An 18307-nucleotide genomic window follows, 5' to 3' on the forward strand; every position below is an offset into this window, starting at 1 on the left:
CCGCGATGCCGCCCAGCAGGGTCATGCCGATGCGCACCAGGCCTGCCTCGCCCATCTCGCGCGTGATGTCGCCTATGCGCTCCAGAACACTGAAGACTTCCTGCCGATGCGGCTCAAACTATGGCTGAACAAGGCGTTCGGACTGGCGGAAGGCATCAGCCGTCTGGCGCCATCGACGATTGCCACAAAACGACGCGCGCTCGAACGAACCATCGACGACATCATCACGACGCCTACGTCGTGCGCACTGACGATGAAGCTGCGAAACAGGTTCGCCCGCGCCAGGGAGCAGCTCCTTACCTTCGCATATTGGCCCGGCAAGGTCGAACCAACCAATAATGCCTGCGAGCGCGACCTTCGCCCCGCCGTCATCCAGCGCAAGATCACCAATGGCTACCGCGCCATGTGGGCTGCTCAGGGGGAAGCTGACATCAAGACCGTCGTCGCCACCGCGCGCCTTACCCTTGGGACCAACATCTTCGGTACCATCGCCGCCACCTTGGGCGCCTAAACCCCCTCAGACCGGGGGTGGGTGATTACTAAGATCGTGCCCCGTCAAGCTTTCTATTGCATTCGCCAAAGCTCGTGCTAGCCTATCTCCATCGCCGACAGAGCGACTATAGGAGAGGCTCAATGGACAGCTATTACCCCGGCATAGACCGATGCGGATTTAAACTACTATGCGTCGCGAGCGGCGCGGCAGTTTCGATTTGCGCAGCCGCGTTCCTGCTTTTAGGCTAGTCTAGTGGCTTGATCGAGACGGACGAGTCCCGGGATAGGATTATTTTTTGTATCATGCCGTGTGACGCTGCGGCATGCGCAAGGGTATCAACATCGCCGTCGCGGCTTTCGACAGAGCTCGGCTTGAGGCGCTCGTTGCCGCGCGCGGATCGCCACAGAAGCAGGTTTGGCGGGCACGGATCATCCTGCTGAACGCGGATAGCATCGGCACGGTTGCGTTTATGGCGGCGACGGGCAAGTCCAAGACCTGCATCTGGCGCTGGCAGGAGCGGTTCATGGCGGAAGGCGTGGACGCCCTGCTTCGTGACAAAACCCGACCTCCTGGTATCGCACCGCTTGAGGCCACACTGGTCGACAAGGTCGTGGCGCTGACGCTGGAGCCGCCCGCTCACGAGGCGACGCACTGGACGGTGCGCGCGATGGCCAAGGCGGTGGCATCGCGGCGTCCTCGGCGGTGAAGATCTGGCACGACCATGGTTTAGCGCCGCTGGCGCAGCTTCAAGCTGTCCAAGGACAAGGCGTTCGCGGAGAAGCTGCACGACGTGGTCGGCCTCTACGTCTCGCCCCCGGCGCACGCGATCGTTCTATCGGTGGACGAGAAGAGCCAGATCCAGGCCCTCGACCGCACCCAGCCGGGGCTGCCGCTCAAGCGCGGTCGGAGTGCGACCATGACGCACGACTAGAAGCGCAATGGCACAACGACGTTGTTCGCGGCGCTGCACGTGCTCGACGGCTCGGTGATCGGACGCAACATGCAGCGGCATTGGCACCAGGAGTTCATCCGTTTCCTCAACGCCGTCGAAGCCGAACTGCCGCAGAACAAGGCCGTCCACGTCATCCTCGACAACTACGCCACCCCTAAACAGTCCAAGGTCCGCGCCTGGCTCGCCCGGCACCCGCGCTGGACCTGCCACTTCGTGCCGACATCATGTTCGTGGTTCAATGCGGTCGAGGGCTTTTTGCCAAGCTGATCCGTCGATGCTTTAAGAACGGCGTCTTCTGCTCCGTCGTCGATCTCCAAGCCGCCATCAACCGCTTCATCAAGGAGCATAATCAGGAACCGAAGCCGTTCGTCTGGAATGCCGATCCCGATCAGATTATCGCCGCCGTCAGGCGCGGGCAACAAACGTTGGAATGAATCCACAAGTTGACTGCTGGCGTCTGCTCGTTGGGAGGCACGACTGCATGCTTGGTCTTCATCGCCAAAGATCTGATCGGGACTGAGGATTAGGGTCAGGACTCGTTAATTGAGCCAGAAGATGACGGTTGCGGCGATGCAGATGGCTGACATGAAGGTATGCGCGCAGCGATCATAGCGCGTGTGGATGCGCCGCCAATCCTTGAGCCTTCCGAACATGTTCTCAATTTTGTGGCGCTGCCGATAGAGTGCTGCGTCGTGCGGGATTCGCGTTTTGCGGTTCGTCTTTGAGGGGATGCAAGCCATGATCTTGCGCTTGGCCAGCGCAGCGCGAAACCAGTCGTCGTCATAGCCTTTGTCGCCTAGCAGCGCCTTGGCCCTGGGCAAGGCGTCGAGCATGAGGGCCGCACCCTTGTAGTCGCTCATCTGGCCTTCGCTCAGCAGCATGACGAGCGGTCTACCTTTGCCATCGCAGACGGCATGGAGCTTCGAGTTCAGGCCGCCCTTGGTGCGTCCAATACGTCGGGGAACAGACCCTTTTTTAAAAGGCTTGCAGCCGTCCGGTGCACCTTGAGATGCGTGGCGTCGATCATCAACTGGTCAGGCTTGCCGCCTTTCGCTGCAAGGCCTGCAAAGATCTTGTTGAACACACCAAGCCTGCTCCAGCGGATGAACCGATTGTAGATCGTCTTCGGCGGCCCGTACTCGGCTGGCGCGTCGCGCCAGCGCAGCCCGTTTCTGATCACGAAGATGATCCCGCTGATGATCCGCCGATCATCGACCCGAGGCACCCCGTGCGATAACGGAAAATACGGTTCAATGCGGCGCATCTGCGCCTCCGACAACCAAATCAGATCACTCATGGTAGCGCCTCCTCGCGCCACCCCCTGAATCAACCGATCGCAATCTCCGCAAGCAATTTAACAGGTCCTGAGCCTAGATCACGGCGTGCCGTCGCTCCAAAGTCATGCTCCGCAGGACGACGAAGTCTGGTTCAGGAATGCAAGCGGGTCTGTGACGGTAATCGCGGCGAGTATCTCCTGACCAGAGTGAATGGTATCTAGGCAGTGGTCAGGTGAAAGTGACGAACCGGACGATTGAAAGCCATCGTCGAATTCTAGCATTATAGCAGCTACAATCAGTTCCGGTAGCGCCCAGGCGACTTCGCCGCCGCCTGCAACTTGGAAGGCGGGCTCGCAGCCCTCGCATGAGTGATCTACAGCTATTGTGAAGCGATCTGAAAAGATCTGCGAAATGAGCAACATTTTTGCTCAAAATTTGCACCAGCAAACGCCAAACCAGAAACCTTGCGCTTGATGCGCTGCCGGCGCGGTGTGTTCGAAAGTCGGATCTGCAGAGTGGGGACCGCTACCAAGCAACGTCGCTCCGCCTGTCTCACCGACAGAATTCGTACTTCGACATCAACTCGTCAACGGAAATTCGACTCTTAAGAAAAGTTCTCCCGCTTGCATTCGATGCAGAAAAAAATCTTCTCCCCCTGTGCCAAGCACGGCAAAAAAGAGAGAGACTTTCCTGTCTGAGAATGCCATCCTAAGGTGAAACTAAAAAAGGACTATGGAGATGGCCAAACAGGCGGGCTTGTCCCTTCACATTCCGGTGCCCTCGGCTCGTCCGGGTGATGAAGCGAACTTCGAGCATGTGCCTCTGACAGCAGCGGGTGAGACGCGGCGGCCGCGGGTGGACGCGTCGGAAGCCAATCTGCGTGATATGCCTTACGAATTGGTCCGGGTGCTCGATGACGATGGGGTCGCGGTCGGACCGTGGGATCCACAACTCGATGATGAGACGCTCTCGCGTGGGCTGGAGGCGATGCTTCAGACGCGTCTGTTCGAGGAGCGGTTGTTTCGTGCCCATCGACAGGGCAAGACCAGCTTCTTCATGAAATCGACTGGTGAAGAGGCGATCGGCGTCGCGCAGTCGATGGTGCTGCGGCCGGGCGACATGTGCTTTCCGACTTACCGTGTCCAAGGTTGGCTGATCGCGCGGAACTATCCGATGACGGACATGATCAACCAAATCTACTCGAACGAGAAGGACCCGCTGAAAGGACGGCAGCTCCCGATCCTCTATTCGGCGCGGGATTACGGCTTCTATTCGTTGTCTGGAAACGTCGGCAGCCGGTTCGGCCATGCCGTTGGTTGGGCGATGGCTTCGGCCTTCAAGAACGTCGACAAGATCGCCCTAGGCTACATCGGCGAGGGCACGACCGCGGAGGGCGACTTCCACGAGGCGCTGACGTTCGCCAGTGTCTATCGCGCGCCTGTCATTCTCGTCATCACCAACAATCAGTGGGCGATATCAACATTTTCCGGCATCGCTGGCGCGGATTTGACTACATTTGCGGCCAAGGCTCTGGCCTACGGCATTCCGGGACTTCGCGTCGACGGGAACGACTTTCTTGCAATGTGGGCGGTGACACAGTGGGCAGCCGACCGTGCCCGTGCAAATCTCGGACCTACCCTGATCGAGGTGGTCACATACCGCGCGGCCGGACATTCGACGAGCGACGATCCGACGAAATACCGACCCGCCGACGAAGCTGCGCATTGGCCGCTTGGTGACCCAATCGAGCGGCTAAAAGCTCATCTGATCGGACGCGGGACATGGTCTGAGGAACGACACGTCCAGCTTGAAGCGGAACTCTCCGAGCGCTTGCGTGACGCGCAGCGCGAGGCGGAGACGGTGGGCACGCTCGGTACGTCTAAACCTAGCGTTCGCGAAATGTTCGAAGGTGTGTTCAAGGAGCCGGACTGGCGCGTGATCGAGCAGCGCCGCGAGTTGGGGATCTGAACCGATGCCGACGATGAACATGATCCAGGCGCTCAATTCTGCGCTCGACACGCTCCTCACCACTGATCCAGATACGCTCATCTTCGGCGAAGATGTCGGCTATTTCGGCGGCGTGTTTCGCGTGACAGAGGGGCTTCAGGCGAAGCACGGACTCACGCGCTGCTTCGACACCCCGATTAGCGAGGGTGGCATTATCGCAACCGCGATCGGCATGGGCGCATATGGATTGCGACCGATTCCCGAAATTCAATTCGCCGATTATATCCTGCCGGCGTTCGATCAGCTGGTGTCCGAAGCCGCTCGCCTTCGCTACCGTTCCAACGGTGAGTTCGAGGCGCCGATCACGGTGCGCTCGCCTTATGGCGGCGGCATCTTCGGCGGCCAGACCCACAGCCAAAGCCCGGAGGCGATCTTCGCCCATATTACCGGCTTGAAGACGGTGATCCCCTCCAATCCCTTCGATGCGAAGGGCCTGCTGATCGCTGCGGTCGAGTGTGACGATCCGGTGATCTTTCTGGAGCCCAAGCGTCTTTACAACGGGCCATTCGACGGACGGCACGATCAGGCTTTGAAGACGTGGGCGGGACACGCGCAAGCGCAAGTACCGGATGGCCATTACACCGTTCCGCTGGGCAAGGCAGCGATCGCGCGCGAGGGGCGCGATGTGACGGTGCTCGCCTATGGCACGATGGTGCATGTCGCGCTCGGCGGAATCGAAGAGAGCGGCGTAGATGCCGAATTGATCGATCTACGCTCGATCGTACCGCTCGACATCGATGCGATCGTCGCGTCGGTAAAGAAGACCGGAAGGTGCGTGATCCTGCACGAAGCATCACGTTTTGGAGGCTTTGGCGGCGAGCTTTCGGCGCTGGTTCAGGAGCGATGTTTTCATCACCTGAAAAGCCCGATCGCGCGGGTCGCTGGGTGGGACACTCCTTACCCACATGCCTTCGAATGGGATTATTTTCCCGGCCCCGGTCGGCTGGCTGCGGCGCTCCGGCGCGCAATGGAGAACTGACAATGGGACGCTATTTGTTCCGCCTACCTGACATTGGTGAAGGCGTGGCCGAAGCGGAGATAGTAGGGTGGCATATCGTGCCGGGCGACGTGGTCGGCGAAGATCAGAGCCTTGTCGACGTGATGACCGATAAGGCCACAGTCGACATGACTTCTCCGGTGGACGGCACGGTGACGGCGATCCACGGCGAGATTGGTGGCATGGTGCCGGTGGGCACGGTGCTAATCGAGTTGGAGGTCGAGGGGGCAGGCAACGCGGAAGCCGCACCGGTAAGGGCTGGTCTCGCGCCGGCGGCCCCGCTCGAAGCGACGCCGGAGCCCGGCACGCTGACCGCAGCGCCACCTGCCGAACCCGCGCCGCGACCGCTTCCGACTTCGCCGCCCGGCAGCGCCCGACCGCCGGGCGCGGCTGGCAAAACGGCGTTTGCGACACGCGCAGCCGGCGAAGACCCACTTGCCGCGCCAGCTACACGCCGGCGCGCACACGAGCTTGGCATCCCCTTGCAATATGTCTCCGGCACTGGCCCGGCTGGCCGCATCACTCCCGACGACCTCGACGCTTATATCGCGCGCTGTAGCGACAACTCTGCGGCCAGAGACGCTTGCTACATACAGGGCGAAGGTGGCGAGGATATCCGTATCATCGGCATGCGGCGCAAGATCGCCGAGAAGATGCAGGACACTAAGCGGCGCGTGCCGCACATCGCCTACGTCGAGGAATGCGACCTCACCGAACTTGAGGCGCTGCGGCTGGACCTCAACGCCAATCGCCGCGGAAGCCAGCCGAAGTTGACGTTGCTGCCGTTCTTCCTGCGCGCGCTCGTGCGAGTGTTGCCCGACTTTCCGCAAATTAATGCTCGTTTCGATGACGAGGCGGGATTACTGCAAACCTCGGTTGCGGTGCATTGCGGCATCGCGACGCAGACCCTGGCTGGGCTGATGGTGCCGGTCATCCGCCACGTCGAGAGCCTCGACATCTGGCAGATAGCCGACGAAGTATCCCGCGTCAGCGAAGCCGCGCGAGACGGTACCGCAACGCGCGAGCAACTGTCCGGATCAACCATCACGGTCACATCACTGGGCCCGCTCGGAGGCATCGTCACGACGCCGATCATCAACGCTCCCGAAGTCGCGATTATCGGACCAAACAAGCTGGTAGAGCGGCCGGTGGTGCAGGGCAGCTTTATCACGGTGCGCAAGATGATGAACCTGTCTTCATCCTTCGATCACCGGATCGTCGATGGTTACGATGCCGCTTTGTTCGTCCAGCAGTTCCGCCGGATGCTCGAGCATCCCGCCTTCATCTTCATGGATTGAGCGATGACCAACACGATCAAAACGCGCGTTCTCGTCGTCGGCGGCGGCCCGGGCGGCTATGTCGCCGCGATCCGCTGCGGCCAGCTTGGGCTCGACACGGTCCTGGTGGATGCAGACCGGTTGGGCGGCACCTGCCTGATCCGCGGCTGCATTCCGTCCAAGGCGCTGATCCACGCATCCGCCCTGTTTGAGGAGATAACTCACGTCGCGGACGGCGGTCGCTTCGGCATACATCTCGCCGACAAACCCCGGCTTGATCTCGCGGAAACGGTCGCCTGGAAGGAAGGCGTCGTCGATCGCCTCAGCGGCGGAGTGGCGGTGCTGCTACGCCGCGCGAAGGTCAAGGTCGTGCCTGGCTGGGCGCGCTTTACCGATGCCAAGAGCTGTATCGTTACGAAACCGGAAGGCGAGACGAGGATCGTCGCGGAGCATGTCATCCTCGCGACCGGGTCGGTGCCCGTCGAACTGCCTTTCCTGAAATTCGGTGGCAAGGTCATTTCCTCGACCGAGGCGCTGTCGCTTCCCGACCTGCCGGACCGTCTGGTCGTCGTCGGTGCCGGCTATATTGGAATGGAACTGGGTTCGGCGTTCGCACGGTTGGGCGCGGCGGTGACGATCGTCGAGGCGCAAGGGCAGATCCTGCCGCTCTACGACGTCAAGCTGATCGAGCCGGTTCGCGCATGGCTTGATGAAAAGGGCGTTGCGCTGCACCTAGCCGCCAAAGCGATCGGCCAAAGCGCTGCGGGGCTGGAGATCGAAACTTCGGCGGGGAAGCGGGTGGATATTCCTGCCGACCGGATCCTCGTCACCGTCGGACGCAAACCCGTTGTCGCGGGCTGGGGGCTGGAAGAGATGAGCCTCGCCATGGACGGCGGTTATGTGCGGGTCGACGAGCATTGCCGCACCTCGACCACCAACGTGTGGGCGATCGGCGATCTCGTAGGTGAGCCGATGCTGGCGCATAAGGCGTCGGCACAAGGCGAGATGGTCGCCGAGATCATCGCCGGCGCGCGCCGGCGCTTCGCGCCCGCGGCAATCCCCGCGGTGTGCTTCACCGAACCGGAGATCGTCGCTGTCGGGATCGGTCCGGACGACGTCGAGACGGGCGACGTCGTGATCGGGCAGTTTCCGTTCGCCGCCAACGGTCGCGCGCTGTCGATGGCGGCAGGCGATATGGGTGGATTCGTCCGCGTGATCGCGCGGGCGGACACTCACCGCGTCATAGGCGTACAGGCGGTGGGGCTGCACATCTCCGAACTGTCCACGGCCTTCTGCCAGGCGATCGAAATGGGTGCGGTGCTGGAGGATATCGCCGGCATCATCCATGCGCACCCGACGCTGGGAGAAGCGTTCCACGAAGCATCGCTGAAGGCGCTAGGACACGCAATCCACATCTGATCGAAGCGGCGGTCGGACACGGCGGATCAGCAAGTCGACGCTGTAACGATGCGCGCGTCAGATCTATTGAGGGCAGGAAAGCGGCAGGGTGGAAGGCGCCATCAGGTCACGGGCATTCGCGTGTGCATGACGGTGGCTTTGCCCCGCTTGAGGAGTTCCCGGCGTTGCTGCATGAGTAAAACGTCAAGGCCGTCTGAGTTCGCGACGCGCTCACGGCAGTCCGGAGAGCGAGTCGCTGATGACGTCAGCGACCGCTGAACTGGGGCGGACGCTTTTCCTTGAAGGCGGTGGCGGCTTCGCGGCGGTCCTCCGTCGTCAGGAGAAGGGCGAACAGGTCACGTTCAAGCCCCAAGCCTTCTTTGAGCGAGAGTACGGCGCTGGCGAGCACGGCACGGCGCACCATCTGAGTCGCGACGGGCGGCTTCGCGGCGATCTTTTCGGCGAGTAGGTCCGCAGCCGTGAACAGCGCCTCGCGGTCTTCGTGCAGGCGAGTGACAATGTTCAGCCGGTGTGCCGTCGCGGCATCGAGCCGGTCGTTGGTCAGCATCATGTCCAGGGCCGGGCCGATCCCGATCAGCCTTGGCATCCGCTGGGTACCGCCTGCTCCAGGCAGCAAGCCGAGACCGCTTTCCGGCAACGCGAAGACAGCATCGGCGGACGCCATGCGGATATCGCATGCCAGCGCGAGTTCGAGCCCGCCGCCCATGCATACACCGTGGATGGCCGCGATCGTCGGCGTAGAGATACGCTCGAACGCATCAACCCAGTGTTGCGTCCGCAACCGGTGTTGCGCCTCGATTGCGCTTTCGACGTCACCGTTCTCCTTGATGTCGGCACCGGCGCAGAAGCCGCGCGGACCGTTGCCGCGAATGACGATGACGCGAATGTCCACCCGGGCGTCGAGCATCGACAGCGCTTCCGGTAAACACCGGCGGATGTTGCCGTTGATCGCATTGATCTGATTTGGACGATCGAGAATGATGCGCCCGATCGGCCCATCAAGCTCTACAATCAGATCCGACAACTCCGAATCGCTCATCGTCCTCTTTCAGTTGTGGAGCGGCACATGCTCCGGGCCAGTTCTGATCAGCCGCCGAAATGATAGCTGACGCTTACGCCGTAGGTTCGGGGATCACCCTGCGTCTGCTGTATAAATCCGAGGCCAGCGGTGTAGACTTCGGAGAAGACCCGTTCGGCATAGTGCTTCTGGAGGATGTTCTTGCCGAACACCGCGATCTCGATATCCGGGTTTTTCAACTGGAAGCTGACGCGTCCGTTGAGCAGGCCGTAGCCCTTGGCGAAGCTGAACTGGTTGTTGGTGTTGTAGAGCGCGACCACGGCGGCCGGCTGGCCGGCTGCGGCGGTGAGCGGATAAAACCAGATCTTGCTGATATAACTGTAGTCGGCATGCAGTTGGAGGCTGTTCGACCCAACCGGCAGCGTTTGGGTGGCGCCGATGTTAAACTGTCGCTTGGGAAGCTGCGGCAGGGGTTCACCGCTGCGATCGACCGTCACGGTGGCGCCGTTGACAACCTGGGTATCGGTGAAGGAACCCTTGTTGTAGCCGCCATCCATGAGGCTCATGTTGCCGTTGAGCTCCATGCCGTGCCAGGGAACGGCGGTCACTTCCAGCTCGATGCCGTGGATATGCGCGTTACCGGCGTTGACGAGAAACTGGCTCGGCGTGGTCGTGCCGGGGATGACGATGCTCTTGTTGCGCTGTACGCCGCTCTGCCACGACTGGAACACGGCAAGATTGGTGCGCAAGCGGTTGTCGAGCCACTTGGCCTTGAGACCGAGCTCTACGTCTTGGACCTTCTCCGGCTGGAACGCGGGCAACGAGCCCTGGCGCGTGTTGAAGCCGCCTGAGTTCGCGGCACCGCTGGTCTTCGCATAGACGAAGATTTTGTCGGTCGCCTGGTAATCGACCACGCCGGTCCAGGCTGGATAACTGAAGTGCGCTTCCTGCGTTTGGCTACAGATCTGGCCGGCATCGTTCTTCGGATTGCTGCACGTCGCCGGGTTGCCGTACACCGTCTTGTTGTGCAGGATGACCTCGCGCGTGTCGAACGTCCAGCGCACGCCGCCGGTGAAGCGTAGCTTGTCGGTCAGCTTATAATAACCCTGTGCGAAGACACCCGCGCTGTCGTTGATAACGTCGGCATAATTTTCGGTGATCAGGCGCGCGATCGGCAAGAAGCCGAAGGTCTGCGAACGGCTGCTTTCGTAGCCTTTCTCATGCCCGTAATAGCCGCCGAGAATGTAGCTGAACTTGGGGGTGAGGTCGCCGCTCAGCTGAACCTCTTCGCTGATCTGGTGCGAGCCGTAGCCCGACGTCGTCGTGAGGATCTGTACCGGCGTTCCGTCTGTGTCGATCAGGCCGGTTGCGTTGCTGTAGCGATAGCCGGTGATCGACTTGAGTTTGGCAAAGCCGAGATCGACGTTGACGACGGCGCCGGCCCCGTAAGCGGTCACCTCATTCTGTGGTTGCCGGGAGTACAGCGCGCGGACATCGGCCGGTAAAGCGTTGAACGCCGCCGAGTTGGTCGGCACGACATAGCCAGTCCCGTTTGAGGAGTACCAGTTGTTGTCGTTCAGGAGATATTGCGCCAATTGCGCATTCGCCGCCGCCCCGCCCGGAAGTGCGCCGAACACCGCCGGATTGTAGGCGACCAGCACGTTCTTCTGGCCGTTATCGTTGATGTGGTTGTAATCGCCCGAGAGCGTGATGTCGAAACCCGCCCCTTCGTAACGGATCTTGCCGCGACCGAAATAGCTGCGATTGTTGGCGATATCGCGACCTAGCGCATCGTCTCGCGCATATCCGTCGTGATCGCGGTAAGAACCCGTGAAGCGGGCCGCGAGATTGTCGGCGAGCGGCACGTTGACTGTGCCCGAGAAGCTCTTGTACGCGTAATTGCCGGTCTCTGCCTTCGCGCTCAGTTCGAAAACATCCTTGGGCTGGGCCGTAAGGATGTTAAGCGCGCCGCCCGTGGTGTTACGACCGAACAATGTTCCCTGCGGCCCGCGCAGCACTTCGAGGCGGTCGATGTCGTTAATGTCGGTTTGCCCCTGCGAGGGACGCGGGATGTACACTCCATCGACGTAGATGCCGACCGCCGGATCGTTCGCCGTGCCGGGGTTCGACTGCTGCTGGCCGCGGATCGCGACGAACGTCAGGCCCGAAACCGAGGGGCCGCCGTTGAGCACCGACAGGCTTGGCGTCGTGCGTTGCAGATCTATCGCGTTCTGAACCTGCGCGACCTCTAGGTTTCGGTCGGACAAAGCGGTGACGGCGACCGGAGTGGTCTGCAAATTTTCCGCGAAGCGACGAGCGGTGACGATGACATCGGCGATGCCGGTGTCGTTGGGCGTGCCGGCCGGCGGCTGCGGAACTTCGATCACGCTTGTCGGCGGTGTCGTTGAGGGAGCGGAGGAGGGGGGCGAGGCGCGCTGGGCTCGTGCGGCGGTGAGCGGAACTAGTGCCGTCGTCACCAACAGAACGCTCGTCATCCGAAGATTCATTTTCATGGCTAGCCCTTCCATCCTCATTTGCGAACCGCATCGCGTACGGCAGGCTTATAAAAATCATCTAACCTGAGAATGGACGTTTGGCTATATTCTAAATTGCGTATGACAGGCTAATGTTAGAACGGTGCTGCGCCCTTGGACCGGCGGCTGTGTGGAGACGGTATTTCACCGCAAACCCAGAACGATCGCCTCCAGCGTTGCCAGCAATTCCTCCATTGCACCGGGCGCCGTCCAGAAACGGCGATGCTCCGTCCGGTGGTCCAACGCAGATTCCCGAGCCGCCATAATCGCGCGCAACGACACGCTGAGGAAGACGAGACGACGGCGAAGCTGATCGGCCGGAATGTGCGCCGCGAGAGTGCGGATATGCGCAAGGCAGCGCTGGTAGCCCGAATTCCATTCGCTGACGAGAACGGCGTCTAGAAGATCACGATCCTGCAGAGCCAGGCCGGCGATGAAACGTATATAGCTGTCCTCCTCACCGGCGGCTTCGCCGAGATTGGTTGCCGGCCACACCAGCACCCCGAGGACTTCCTGAAGCGCCGCCGGTCCGCCCCGCCCCTCGATCTCGTCCAACGCGTCGTTGCGGCGCTGGTCGATCAGCCTGGCGCCATCAACGATCAACTCACGTACCAGCGCTTCCTTGGTGCGAAAATAATAATGAAGCGACCCACCGTTCTTCAAGCCGCTCGCCGCGACGATTTCGCGGGTCGTCACGCCGTGGACGCCCCGCAGCGCGAACAGGCGCCGGGCAGCGAGTTTGATGATGTCGCGGGTCGCGTCACCGCGCAGGCTTGACTGAGTCATCATTGCACCTCATGATTAGGTCATCTGCTTTATTCTATCAACCTAGGACTCGATGACCGATCTTGATTTCACTGGCCGAACCGCGCTCGTTATCGGCGGATCAAGCGGTATCGGCAACGGCATCGCGCGGGCCTTCGCCGCGCGCGGCGCCGACGTCCTCGTCACCGGCACGCGCGCTTCGGCGGAGGATTATGCCGGGGAACATGGGGCGTCGCTCGCGGGGTTGCGCTATGCTCAGCTCGATCTGACCGATCGCGAGGCTCTGCTGCATTTGGGGCACGGCCTTGAGCGAATCGACACGCTGGTCACCTGCCAGGGCGCTGTCCGCTATGGGCGGGCGGAGTTCGAGATCGAGACCTTCCGTGATGTCGTCGAAATCAATCTCAACAGTGTGATGGCCGCCGGCCGCAGGTTCTACCCTGAACTCAAGGCCAGCGGCGGGTCGATGATCGTCATCAGTTCGATCGCGGCGTTCGGCGCGCGCCGGGGTAATCCGGCCTATGCCTCCTCCAAGGCGGCGGCGGTTGCGCTGGTGCGCACGCTCGGCGAAGCGTGGGCGGCGGACGGGATCAGAGTCAACGGCATCGCGCCGGGTCTCGTCCCTTCGAAGCTGACGAGCGTGACGACAGACCATGAGGGACGGCGGCAGAAAGCGCTGGAGCAGATCCCGATCGGTCGGCTCGGCACGCCCGAGGACATGGCCGGCGCCGCCTTGTTCCTCGCCTCGCCACTTGCTTCCTACGTCATCGGCCACACGATCGTGGTTGATGGCGGCAAGAGTCTTTCCTGACGCATCGCGTCCCGTCGGAGCTGGTCTATGTCCTGGGATTTCGAAACCGACCCTGCGTTTCAGCCGGAACTCGACTGGATCGAGACCTTCACCCGCGAGGAGATCGAGCCGCTCGATCACCTTCTCGGCAACCATTACGATTTGAAAGACCCGCGCTTCGTCACGTTCGTGCGACCGTTGCAGCAACGTGTGCGCGAGCGAGGGTTGTGGGCCTGCCACCTCGGCCCGGAACTTGGCGGCCAAGGCTATGGCCAACTCAAGCTTGCGCTCATCAACGAAATCATCGGACGGACGCGCTTCGGCCCCATCGTGTTCGGCGCGCAGGCGCCCGACAGCGGTAATGCCGAGATCCTGGCGCATTTCGGCACGCCCGAACAGAAGGCGCGCTACCTTCAGCCGCTGCTCGATAACGAAATCGTATCCTGCTTCTGCCTGACCGAACCGCATGGCGGCGCCGATCCGGTGATGATCCAGACCCAAGCCGAACGTGACGAGACAGGTTGGCGGCTCAACGGCGAGAAATGGTTCGCCACGAACGCGCGCTATGCCGATTTCCTGATCGTAATGGCGGTAACCGATCCCGAAGCGGCACCGCACAAGCGCGCCTCGATGTTCCTGATCCCGGCCGACTCCGTCGGTCTCGAGATCGTGCGCAACGTCGGATACGGCAGCACCGAGCCGACCCACGCGTATCTGCGCCTGACCGACCTGCATGTCGGCGCTGACGCGATGCTCGGCCCGCAGGGCGACGGTTTCTTGGTCGCGCAGACACGCCTTGGTGGCGGCCGCATCCATCATGCGATGCGGACGATCGCCAAAGCACGCGAGGCGTTCGACCGAATGTGCGAGCGCGTCGTCTCGCGCTCCACCAAAGGCGAGCGGCTGGCGGACAAGCAGATGGTACAGGAGAAGATCGCCGATAGTTGGGTGGAATTCGAACAGTTCCGCCTGCTTGTGCTTCGCACCGCCTGGAAGATCGACAAGCTGCAGGATTACAAGAAGGTTCTGAAAGACATCGCTGCCGTCAAGTTCGCGATGCCAAAGCTGCTGCACGACATCGCGGGCCGGGCTTTGCACCTCCACGGATCGCTTGGGCTTTCCGACGAGATGCCGTTCATGCACTGGGTAACGGAATCGTACTTCCTCGCGCTCGCGGACGGGCCGACCGAGGTCCACAAGATCACCGTCGCCAAGCAGATTCTGCGCGAGTACCGGCCGAGCGAGGATCTTTTCCCCGAATATCATCTGCCGCGCGTCCGCGCCGCCGCTCTCCAGCGGTTCGGCGACGATCTCGAGTCACTAGACGCGGCGCTGTCATGATCGTCGATCAGGCGTTCGGTGTCGACCTGATCGATTTCGGCGCCTTGGCGGCCTGGATGACGGAGCAGGGGCTGGGGCGAAGCGCGATCGAGGAAGTGGTGCCGCTGACCGGCGGATCGCAGAACATCATCGTGCGCTTCGAACGCGACGGGCGCAGTTATGTGGTGCGCCGCCCACCGCTGCACCCGACCGCCGACGGCAACAAGACGATGCGGCGCGAGGCGCGCGTGCTCGGGGCGCTCGCGGGATCGGACGTCCCGCATCCGCACCTTATCGCCGCATGCGAAGATGAAACCGTGATCGGCGCGGCCTTCTATCTGATGGAGCCAGTCGACGGGTTCAACGCCGGCGTCGGACTGCCGCCGCTCCATGCCGGCGACCCGGCGATCCGCCACGGCATGGGGCTGGCGATGGTAGAAGGCATCGCGCGTCTCGGCCGTGTGGACTGGCAGGCCGTCGGGCTTGCGGGCTATGGAAATCCCGAGGGCTTTCTCGAGCGCCAGGTGCCACGTTGGTCGCATCAACTGGAATCCTATGGCAAGCACGACGGTTGGCCGGGCCTGTCCGGACTGCCGGATGTCGGGCAGATCGCACGCTGGCTGGAGGAGCACCGTCCCGCCAGCTTCGTACCAGGTATTCTGCACGGCGACTTCCACATCAAGAACGTCATGTTCCGCAATGACGGTCCTGAACTCGCCGCGATCATCGACTGGGAACTCGCCACGGTGGGCGATCCCCTGCTCGACCTTGGCTGGATGCTCGCGACCTGGCGCGATCAGGACGCACCTGCCTCGGAGGCGCAGATCGTGGTTGAGCCTTGGGACGGATTCCCGACGCCAGCGGAACTGATCGCACATTATGGCGCCACGAGCGGCCGCGATGTCGGGGACGCAAACTGGTACGCCGTCCTCGCATGCTACAAACTGGCGATCCTGCTCGAAGGGACTTTCGCGCGCGCCTGCGCTGGCAAGGCGCCGGCGGAGATCGGCGCGCGGATGCACGCCAGCGCGATTCGTCTGCTCGGCAAAGCGGGCCGGATTGCAGCCGGATAATCGAAGGAGAGCAAGCGTGGACGTTCAAGGCAAGAGGGTGATCGTGACCGGCGGCGCGAGCGGTATCGCGGCGGCTGCGGTCGTCGCATTCCTTGCGGCCGGAGCAGAGGTCGCGGTGATCGACGTCGCTGAGCACGGCGCAGATGCGGTAGCTGCGGCGGGCGCGGGCGCACCGGGGAAGGTGGCCTATTACCGCGCAAGCGTGAGTGACCGCGCTGCGACGTTTGCCGCCGTCGATGCCGCAGCCGCTACGATGGGCGGGATCGACGCGTTGGTCCATGCGGCCGGCGTCCAGCAATACAAGCCGGCCGAGGATCTCACCGACGAGGATTGGGAGCATGTCGTCGGCATTAATGCGCGCGGCACGATGATCATCAACCAAGCCGTCTTCCCGCATATGAAGGCGGCAGGCGCGGGGCGCATCGTCAATTTCGCCTCGGCAGCGGGGATGGTCGGGGTACGCGGTTGCGCGCATTATTCGGCATCAAAGGGCGCGGTGCTCGCCTGGACGCGTGTCGTCGCGCAGGATTGGGCGCGCTACGGCATCGCGGTCAATGCGGTCGTGCCGGCGATCTGGACCGAGATGTATCAGCGGACGCGTGACGGCATGACGCCCGAGGGACTCACGCAGCACGACGCGGCGATGGCGCAGATGATTCCGCTGGGCGGCCGCCTGGGCGATCCGTTGCGGGACATGGCGCCGGTGTTGCTGTTCCTCGTCAGCGATGGCGCGCGCTTCATCAACGGCCAGACCATCGCCGTCGACGGCGGAATGGTGCCGACACGCTGAACCGCCGCTCAATCGGCGGCACCGCGCATCGCTGTCATCCGCTCGACATGGCGCTGATAATGCCCGGGTCGCGGCTCGATCATCATTGCGACCAGTTCGGCGAGCGGCGCATCGGGAGCGACCGCAAGATGCAGATGCGCGGTAACGCGCCAGCGGCGCTCTCCGTCGGGATGCCTGGTGCCGGTGAGAACCAGATCCTCCTCGACCGGCGTTGGCCTCAAGTATGTGACGTTAAGCGTGCCCGTGACAACGAACGTCTCGGTCCCGGTCATCGTTCGCCCGGCAAAATCGTCGAGGACGGCGGCGACCCAGCCGCCATGGGCAATACCGGGGCCGCCTTGCCAGGATGACGGGCAGCGCGCGCCCGCGCGGCTGGTGTCGCCGGTCACCGTAAGCGGCGCCATGCCGAGGCGACACGCGCCCAGTGCTCGACATCCTCCGCACAGCGGCGCGTCCCGTGTCGTTAGGTCGGATCTATTCACTCGTCATGCCGATCACATCAGTAGAAAAGATTGCCGTTCTGAATAGCGAACAAGCCGGAGGGCGTCAGCATGATAGCGACAGGGAAGCACAATGAGAGCGGTCGTGGCAAAGCAGTTCGGCGACGGGCGTGATTTCACCATCGAACGACGGCCCGTCACGGCACCGGCGGCGGACGAAGTGCGGGTCCGCGTGCGCGCGGCTGCGGTGAACCACGTCGATACGATTGTGGCGGCGGGCCGCTATCAGGCGAAACCGGATCTGCCCTTCACGCCCGGCGGTGAATTCGCGGGTGAGGTGGCGGCGGTCGGTCGCGCGGTACGGGGCATCTTCGCCGGCGATCATGTTTGTGGTTCCGGCCTGTCCGGTGCCTTCGCTGAGAGCGTCACGGTACGGGCGTCCGCACTGTCGCCGCTTCCCCCCAACATGCATTTCATCGAGGGCGCCACCTTTCGCGTCGCGCACGGCACCGCGATGGCGGGCCTGGTTCAGGGCGCCGGGCTGAAGTCGGGCGAAACCGTGCTGGTGCTCGGTGCGGGGGGCGCCGTCGGCTTCGCGGCGGTCGGGATCGCCAAAGCGCTCGGCGCGCGCGTGATCGCATCGGCATCGACCGAACAGAAGCGCGCGCTCGCCACGGCGGCGGGGGCCGACGCCGTGCTGGCGGGAGATGCGGATGGCTGGCGTGATCGGCTGCGCGCGCTGGTCGGCGATGCGCCGCTCGATGTCGTCGTCGATCCCGTCGGCGGGACCGCGACCGAGTCGGCGTTCAGGTCGCTTGGATGGGGCGGTCGGCATCTCGTGATCGGCTTCGCCGGTGGCCTGATCCCAGCGCTACCGACCAATCTCGCGTTGGTGAAGGGCCTGCGCCTGGTCGGCGTCAATTTCGGTCGGTTCACCCAGTGCGAACCCGTCGCGATGGCTTCCAACACGGTGGCGCTGCGGCAGATGTGGGAGGTGGGGAAGATCGGCGCACCGCCGATCCGGACCTATCCCTTCGAGCAGTTCGCCGACGCGATGCAGGCCGCCGCCGAACGCGGCACGATCGGGCGGATCGTTCTCAACGTGAGCTAATATGTTCTGCATTACGATTAGCGTTCTATGTGCGGAATATATAT

At 62.6% G+C, this 18307-nt stretch carries 15 protein-coding genes and 1 pseudogene; 11 read left to right on the forward strand and 5 right to left on the reverse strand.

Features of this window, described 5'->3' with window-relative positions:
* Together L8F97_RS18045 and L8F97_RS18050 are read left to right on the forward strand one after the other, a co-directional pair.
* Positions 1–511 (forward strand): transposase (locus L8F97_RS18045; RefSeq protein WP_242153462.1); only part of this gene is annotated, 511 nt, incomplete at its 5' end.
* A gap of 304 nt (positions 512–815) precedes the next feature.
* Positions 816–1879: pseudogene (locus L8F97_RS18050) on the forward strand (IS630 family transposase).
* A gap of 105 nt (positions 1880–1984) precedes the next feature.
* Here L8F97_RS18050 and L8F97_RS18055 read toward each other — a convergent pair.
* Positions 1985–2742 (reverse strand): IS5 family transposase gene (locus tag L8F97_RS18055; RefSeq protein ID WP_242153467.1). Its coding sequence is split into 2 segments (ribosomal slippage): positions 1985–2409 and positions 2409–2742, totalling 759 coding nucleotides; the frame shifts between segments, so codons are not numbered across the junction.
* A 718-nt stretch (positions 2743–3460) separates the two neighbouring features.
* On the opposite strand from L8F97_RS18055, the gene L8F97_RS18060 reads away from it, so the two are divergent.
* Genes L8F97_RS18060 through lpdA form a run of 4 tightly spaced genes read left to right on the forward strand, consistent with a single transcriptional unit; the run spans position 3461 to position 8422 of the window.
* On the forward strand, positions 3461–4690 hold the full coding sequence (locus tag L8F97_RS18060) for a thiamine pyrophosphate-dependent enzyme (RefSeq protein WP_242153471.1): 1230 nt from the start codon (positions 3461–3463) through the stop codon (positions 4688–4690).
* A gap of 4 nt (positions 4691–4694) precedes the next feature.
* The gene (locus tag L8F97_RS18065) at positions 4695–5708 is read left to right on the forward strand and encodes an alpha-ketoacid dehydrogenase subunit beta (RefSeq protein WP_242153474.1); all 1014 of its coding nucleotides are present in this window, start codon (positions 4695–4697) and stop codon (positions 5706–5708) included.
* 2 nt (positions 5709–5710) lie between these two features.
* Complete coding sequence (locus tag L8F97_RS18070) at positions 5711–7024, forward strand: dihydrolipoamide acetyltransferase family protein (protein WP_242153477.1); 1314 nt, start codon at positions 5711–5713, stop codon at positions 7022–7024.
* 3 nt (positions 7025–7027) lie between these two features.
* Positions 7028–8422 (forward strand): dihydrolipoyl dehydrogenase, encoded by a 1395-nt coding sequence (gene lpdA / locus L8F97_RS18075; RefSeq protein WP_242153480.1) that lies wholly within the window; start codon positions 7028–7030, stop codon positions 8420–8422.
* Positions 8423–8666: 244 nt separating this feature from the next.
* Here lpdA and L8F97_RS18080 read toward each other — a convergent pair whose 3' ends face one another.
* From L8F97_RS18080 to L8F97_RS18090, 3 genes are all read right to left on the reverse strand, one after another.
* Positions 8667–9461 (reverse strand): enoyl-CoA hydratase/isomerase family protein, encoded by a 795-nt coding sequence (locus L8F97_RS18080; RefSeq protein WP_242153483.1) that lies wholly within the window; start codon positions 9459–9461, stop codon positions 8667–8669.
* A 47-nt stretch (positions 9462–9508) separates the two neighbouring features.
* Complete coding sequence (locus tag L8F97_RS18085; protein ID WP_242153486.1) at positions 9509–11935, reverse strand: TonB-dependent receptor; 2427 nt, start codon at positions 11933–11935, stop codon at positions 9509–9511.
* Positions 11936–12118: 183 nt separating this feature from the next.
* Positions 12119–12763 carry a helix-turn-helix domain-containing protein gene (locus tag L8F97_RS18090; protein ID WP_242153490.1) on the reverse strand — a complete coding sequence of 215 codons (645 nt, stop codon included), beginning with the start codon at positions 12761–12763 and terminating at the stop codon, positions 12119–12121.
* 49 nt (positions 12764–12812) lie between these two features.
* Here L8F97_RS18090 and L8F97_RS18095 point away from each other — a divergent pair, with 49 nt between their 5' ends.
* From L8F97_RS18095 to L8F97_RS18110, 4 genes are read left to right on the forward strand one after another with little or no spacing between them, the layout of a single operon-like run.
* Entirely contained in the window at positions 12813–13550 is a 738-nt protein-coding gene (locus L8F97_RS18095; protein ID WP_242153493.1) for an SDR family NAD(P)-dependent oxidoreductase, read from the forward strand.
* Positions 13551–13577: 27 nt separating this feature from the next.
* Positions 13578–14870 carry an acyl-CoA dehydrogenase family protein gene (locus L8F97_RS18100; RefSeq protein ID WP_242153496.1) on the forward strand — a complete coding sequence of 431 codons (1293 nt, stop codon included), beginning with the start codon at positions 13578–13580 and terminating at the stop codon, positions 14868–14870.
* Positions 14867–15922, forward strand: coding sequence for a phosphotransferase family protein (locus tag L8F97_RS18105; RefSeq protein WP_242153499.1), 1056 nt, complete (start codon positions 14867–14869; stop codon positions 15920–15922). Before L8F97_RS18100 ends, L8F97_RS18105 begins: the two co-directional genes overlap by 4 nt.
* Before the next feature lie 16 nt (positions 15923–15938).
* Positions 15939–16712 carry an SDR family NAD(P)-dependent oxidoreductase gene (locus L8F97_RS18110; protein ID WP_242153502.1) on the forward strand — a complete coding sequence of 258 codons (774 nt, stop codon included), beginning with the start codon at positions 15939–15941 and terminating at the stop codon, positions 16710–16712.
* An 8-nt stretch (positions 16713–16720) separates the two neighbouring features.
* Here L8F97_RS18110 and L8F97_RS18115 read toward each other — a convergent pair whose 3' ends face one another.
* Complete coding sequence (locus L8F97_RS18115) at positions 16721–17116, reverse strand: PaaI family thioesterase (RefSeq protein WP_242153505.1); 396 nt, start codon at positions 17114–17116, stop codon at positions 16721–16723.
* 181 nt (positions 17117–17297) lie between these two features.
* On the opposite strand from L8F97_RS18115, the gene L8F97_RS18120 reads away from it, so the two are divergent.
* Positions 17298–18263, forward strand: coding sequence for an NADPH:quinone oxidoreductase family protein (locus tag L8F97_RS18120; RefSeq protein ID WP_242153508.1), 966 nt, complete (start codon positions 17298–17300; stop codon positions 18261–18263).
* Positions 18264–18307 lie beyond the last annotated feature (44 nt).

This window comes from Sphingomonas sp. BAUL-RG-20F-R05-02 (genome assembly GCF_022662305.1).
GTDB lineage: Bacteria > Pseudomonadota > Alphaproteobacteria > Sphingomonadales > Sphingomonadaceae > Sphingomonas.

Excerpts from the sequence above, each read along its gene's own strand:
- L8F97_RS18060 (WP_242153471.1), top strand. The coding sequence starts at position 3,461 with ATGGCCAAACAGGCGGGCTTGTCCCTTCACATTCCGGTGCCCTCGGCT.
- L8F97_RS18065 (WP_242153474.1), top strand. The coding sequence starts at position 4,695 with ATGCCGACGATGAACATGATCCAGGCGCTCAATTCTGCGCTCGACACG.
- L8F97_RS18070 (WP_242153477.1), top strand. The coding sequence starts at position 5,711 with ATGGGACGCTATTTGTTCCGCCTACCTGACATTGGTGAAGGCGTGGCC.
- lpdA (WP_242153480.1), top strand. The coding sequence starts at position 7,028 with ATGACCAACACGATCAAAACGCGCGTTCTCGTCGTCGGCGGCGGCCCG.
- L8F97_RS18080 (WP_242153483.1), bottom strand. The coding sequence starts at position 9,461 with ATGAGCGATTCGGAGTTGTCGGATCTGATTGTAGAGCTTGATGGGCCG.
- L8F97_RS18085 (WP_242153486.1), bottom strand. The coding sequence starts at position 11,935 with ATGACGAGCGTTCTGTTGGTGACGACGGCACTAGTTCCGCTCACCGCC.
- L8F97_RS18090 (WP_242153490.1), bottom strand. The coding sequence starts at position 12,763 with ATGATGACTCAGTCAAGCCTGCGCGGTGACGCGACCCGCGACATCATC.
- L8F97_RS18095 (WP_242153493.1), top strand. The coding sequence starts at position 12,813 with ATGACCGATCTTGATTTCACTGGCCGAACCGCGCTCGTTATCGGCGGA.
- L8F97_RS18100 (WP_242153496.1), top strand. The coding sequence starts at position 13,578 with ATGTCCTGGGATTTCGAAACCGACCCTGCGTTTCAGCCGGAACTCGAC.
- L8F97_RS18105 (WP_242153499.1), top strand. The coding sequence starts at position 14,867 with ATGATCGTCGATCAGGCGTTCGGTGTCGACCTGATCGATTTCGGCGCC.
- L8F97_RS18115 (WP_242153505.1), bottom strand. The coding sequence starts at position 17,116 with ATGGCGCCGCTTACGGTGACCGGCGACACCAGCCGCGCGGGCGCGCGC.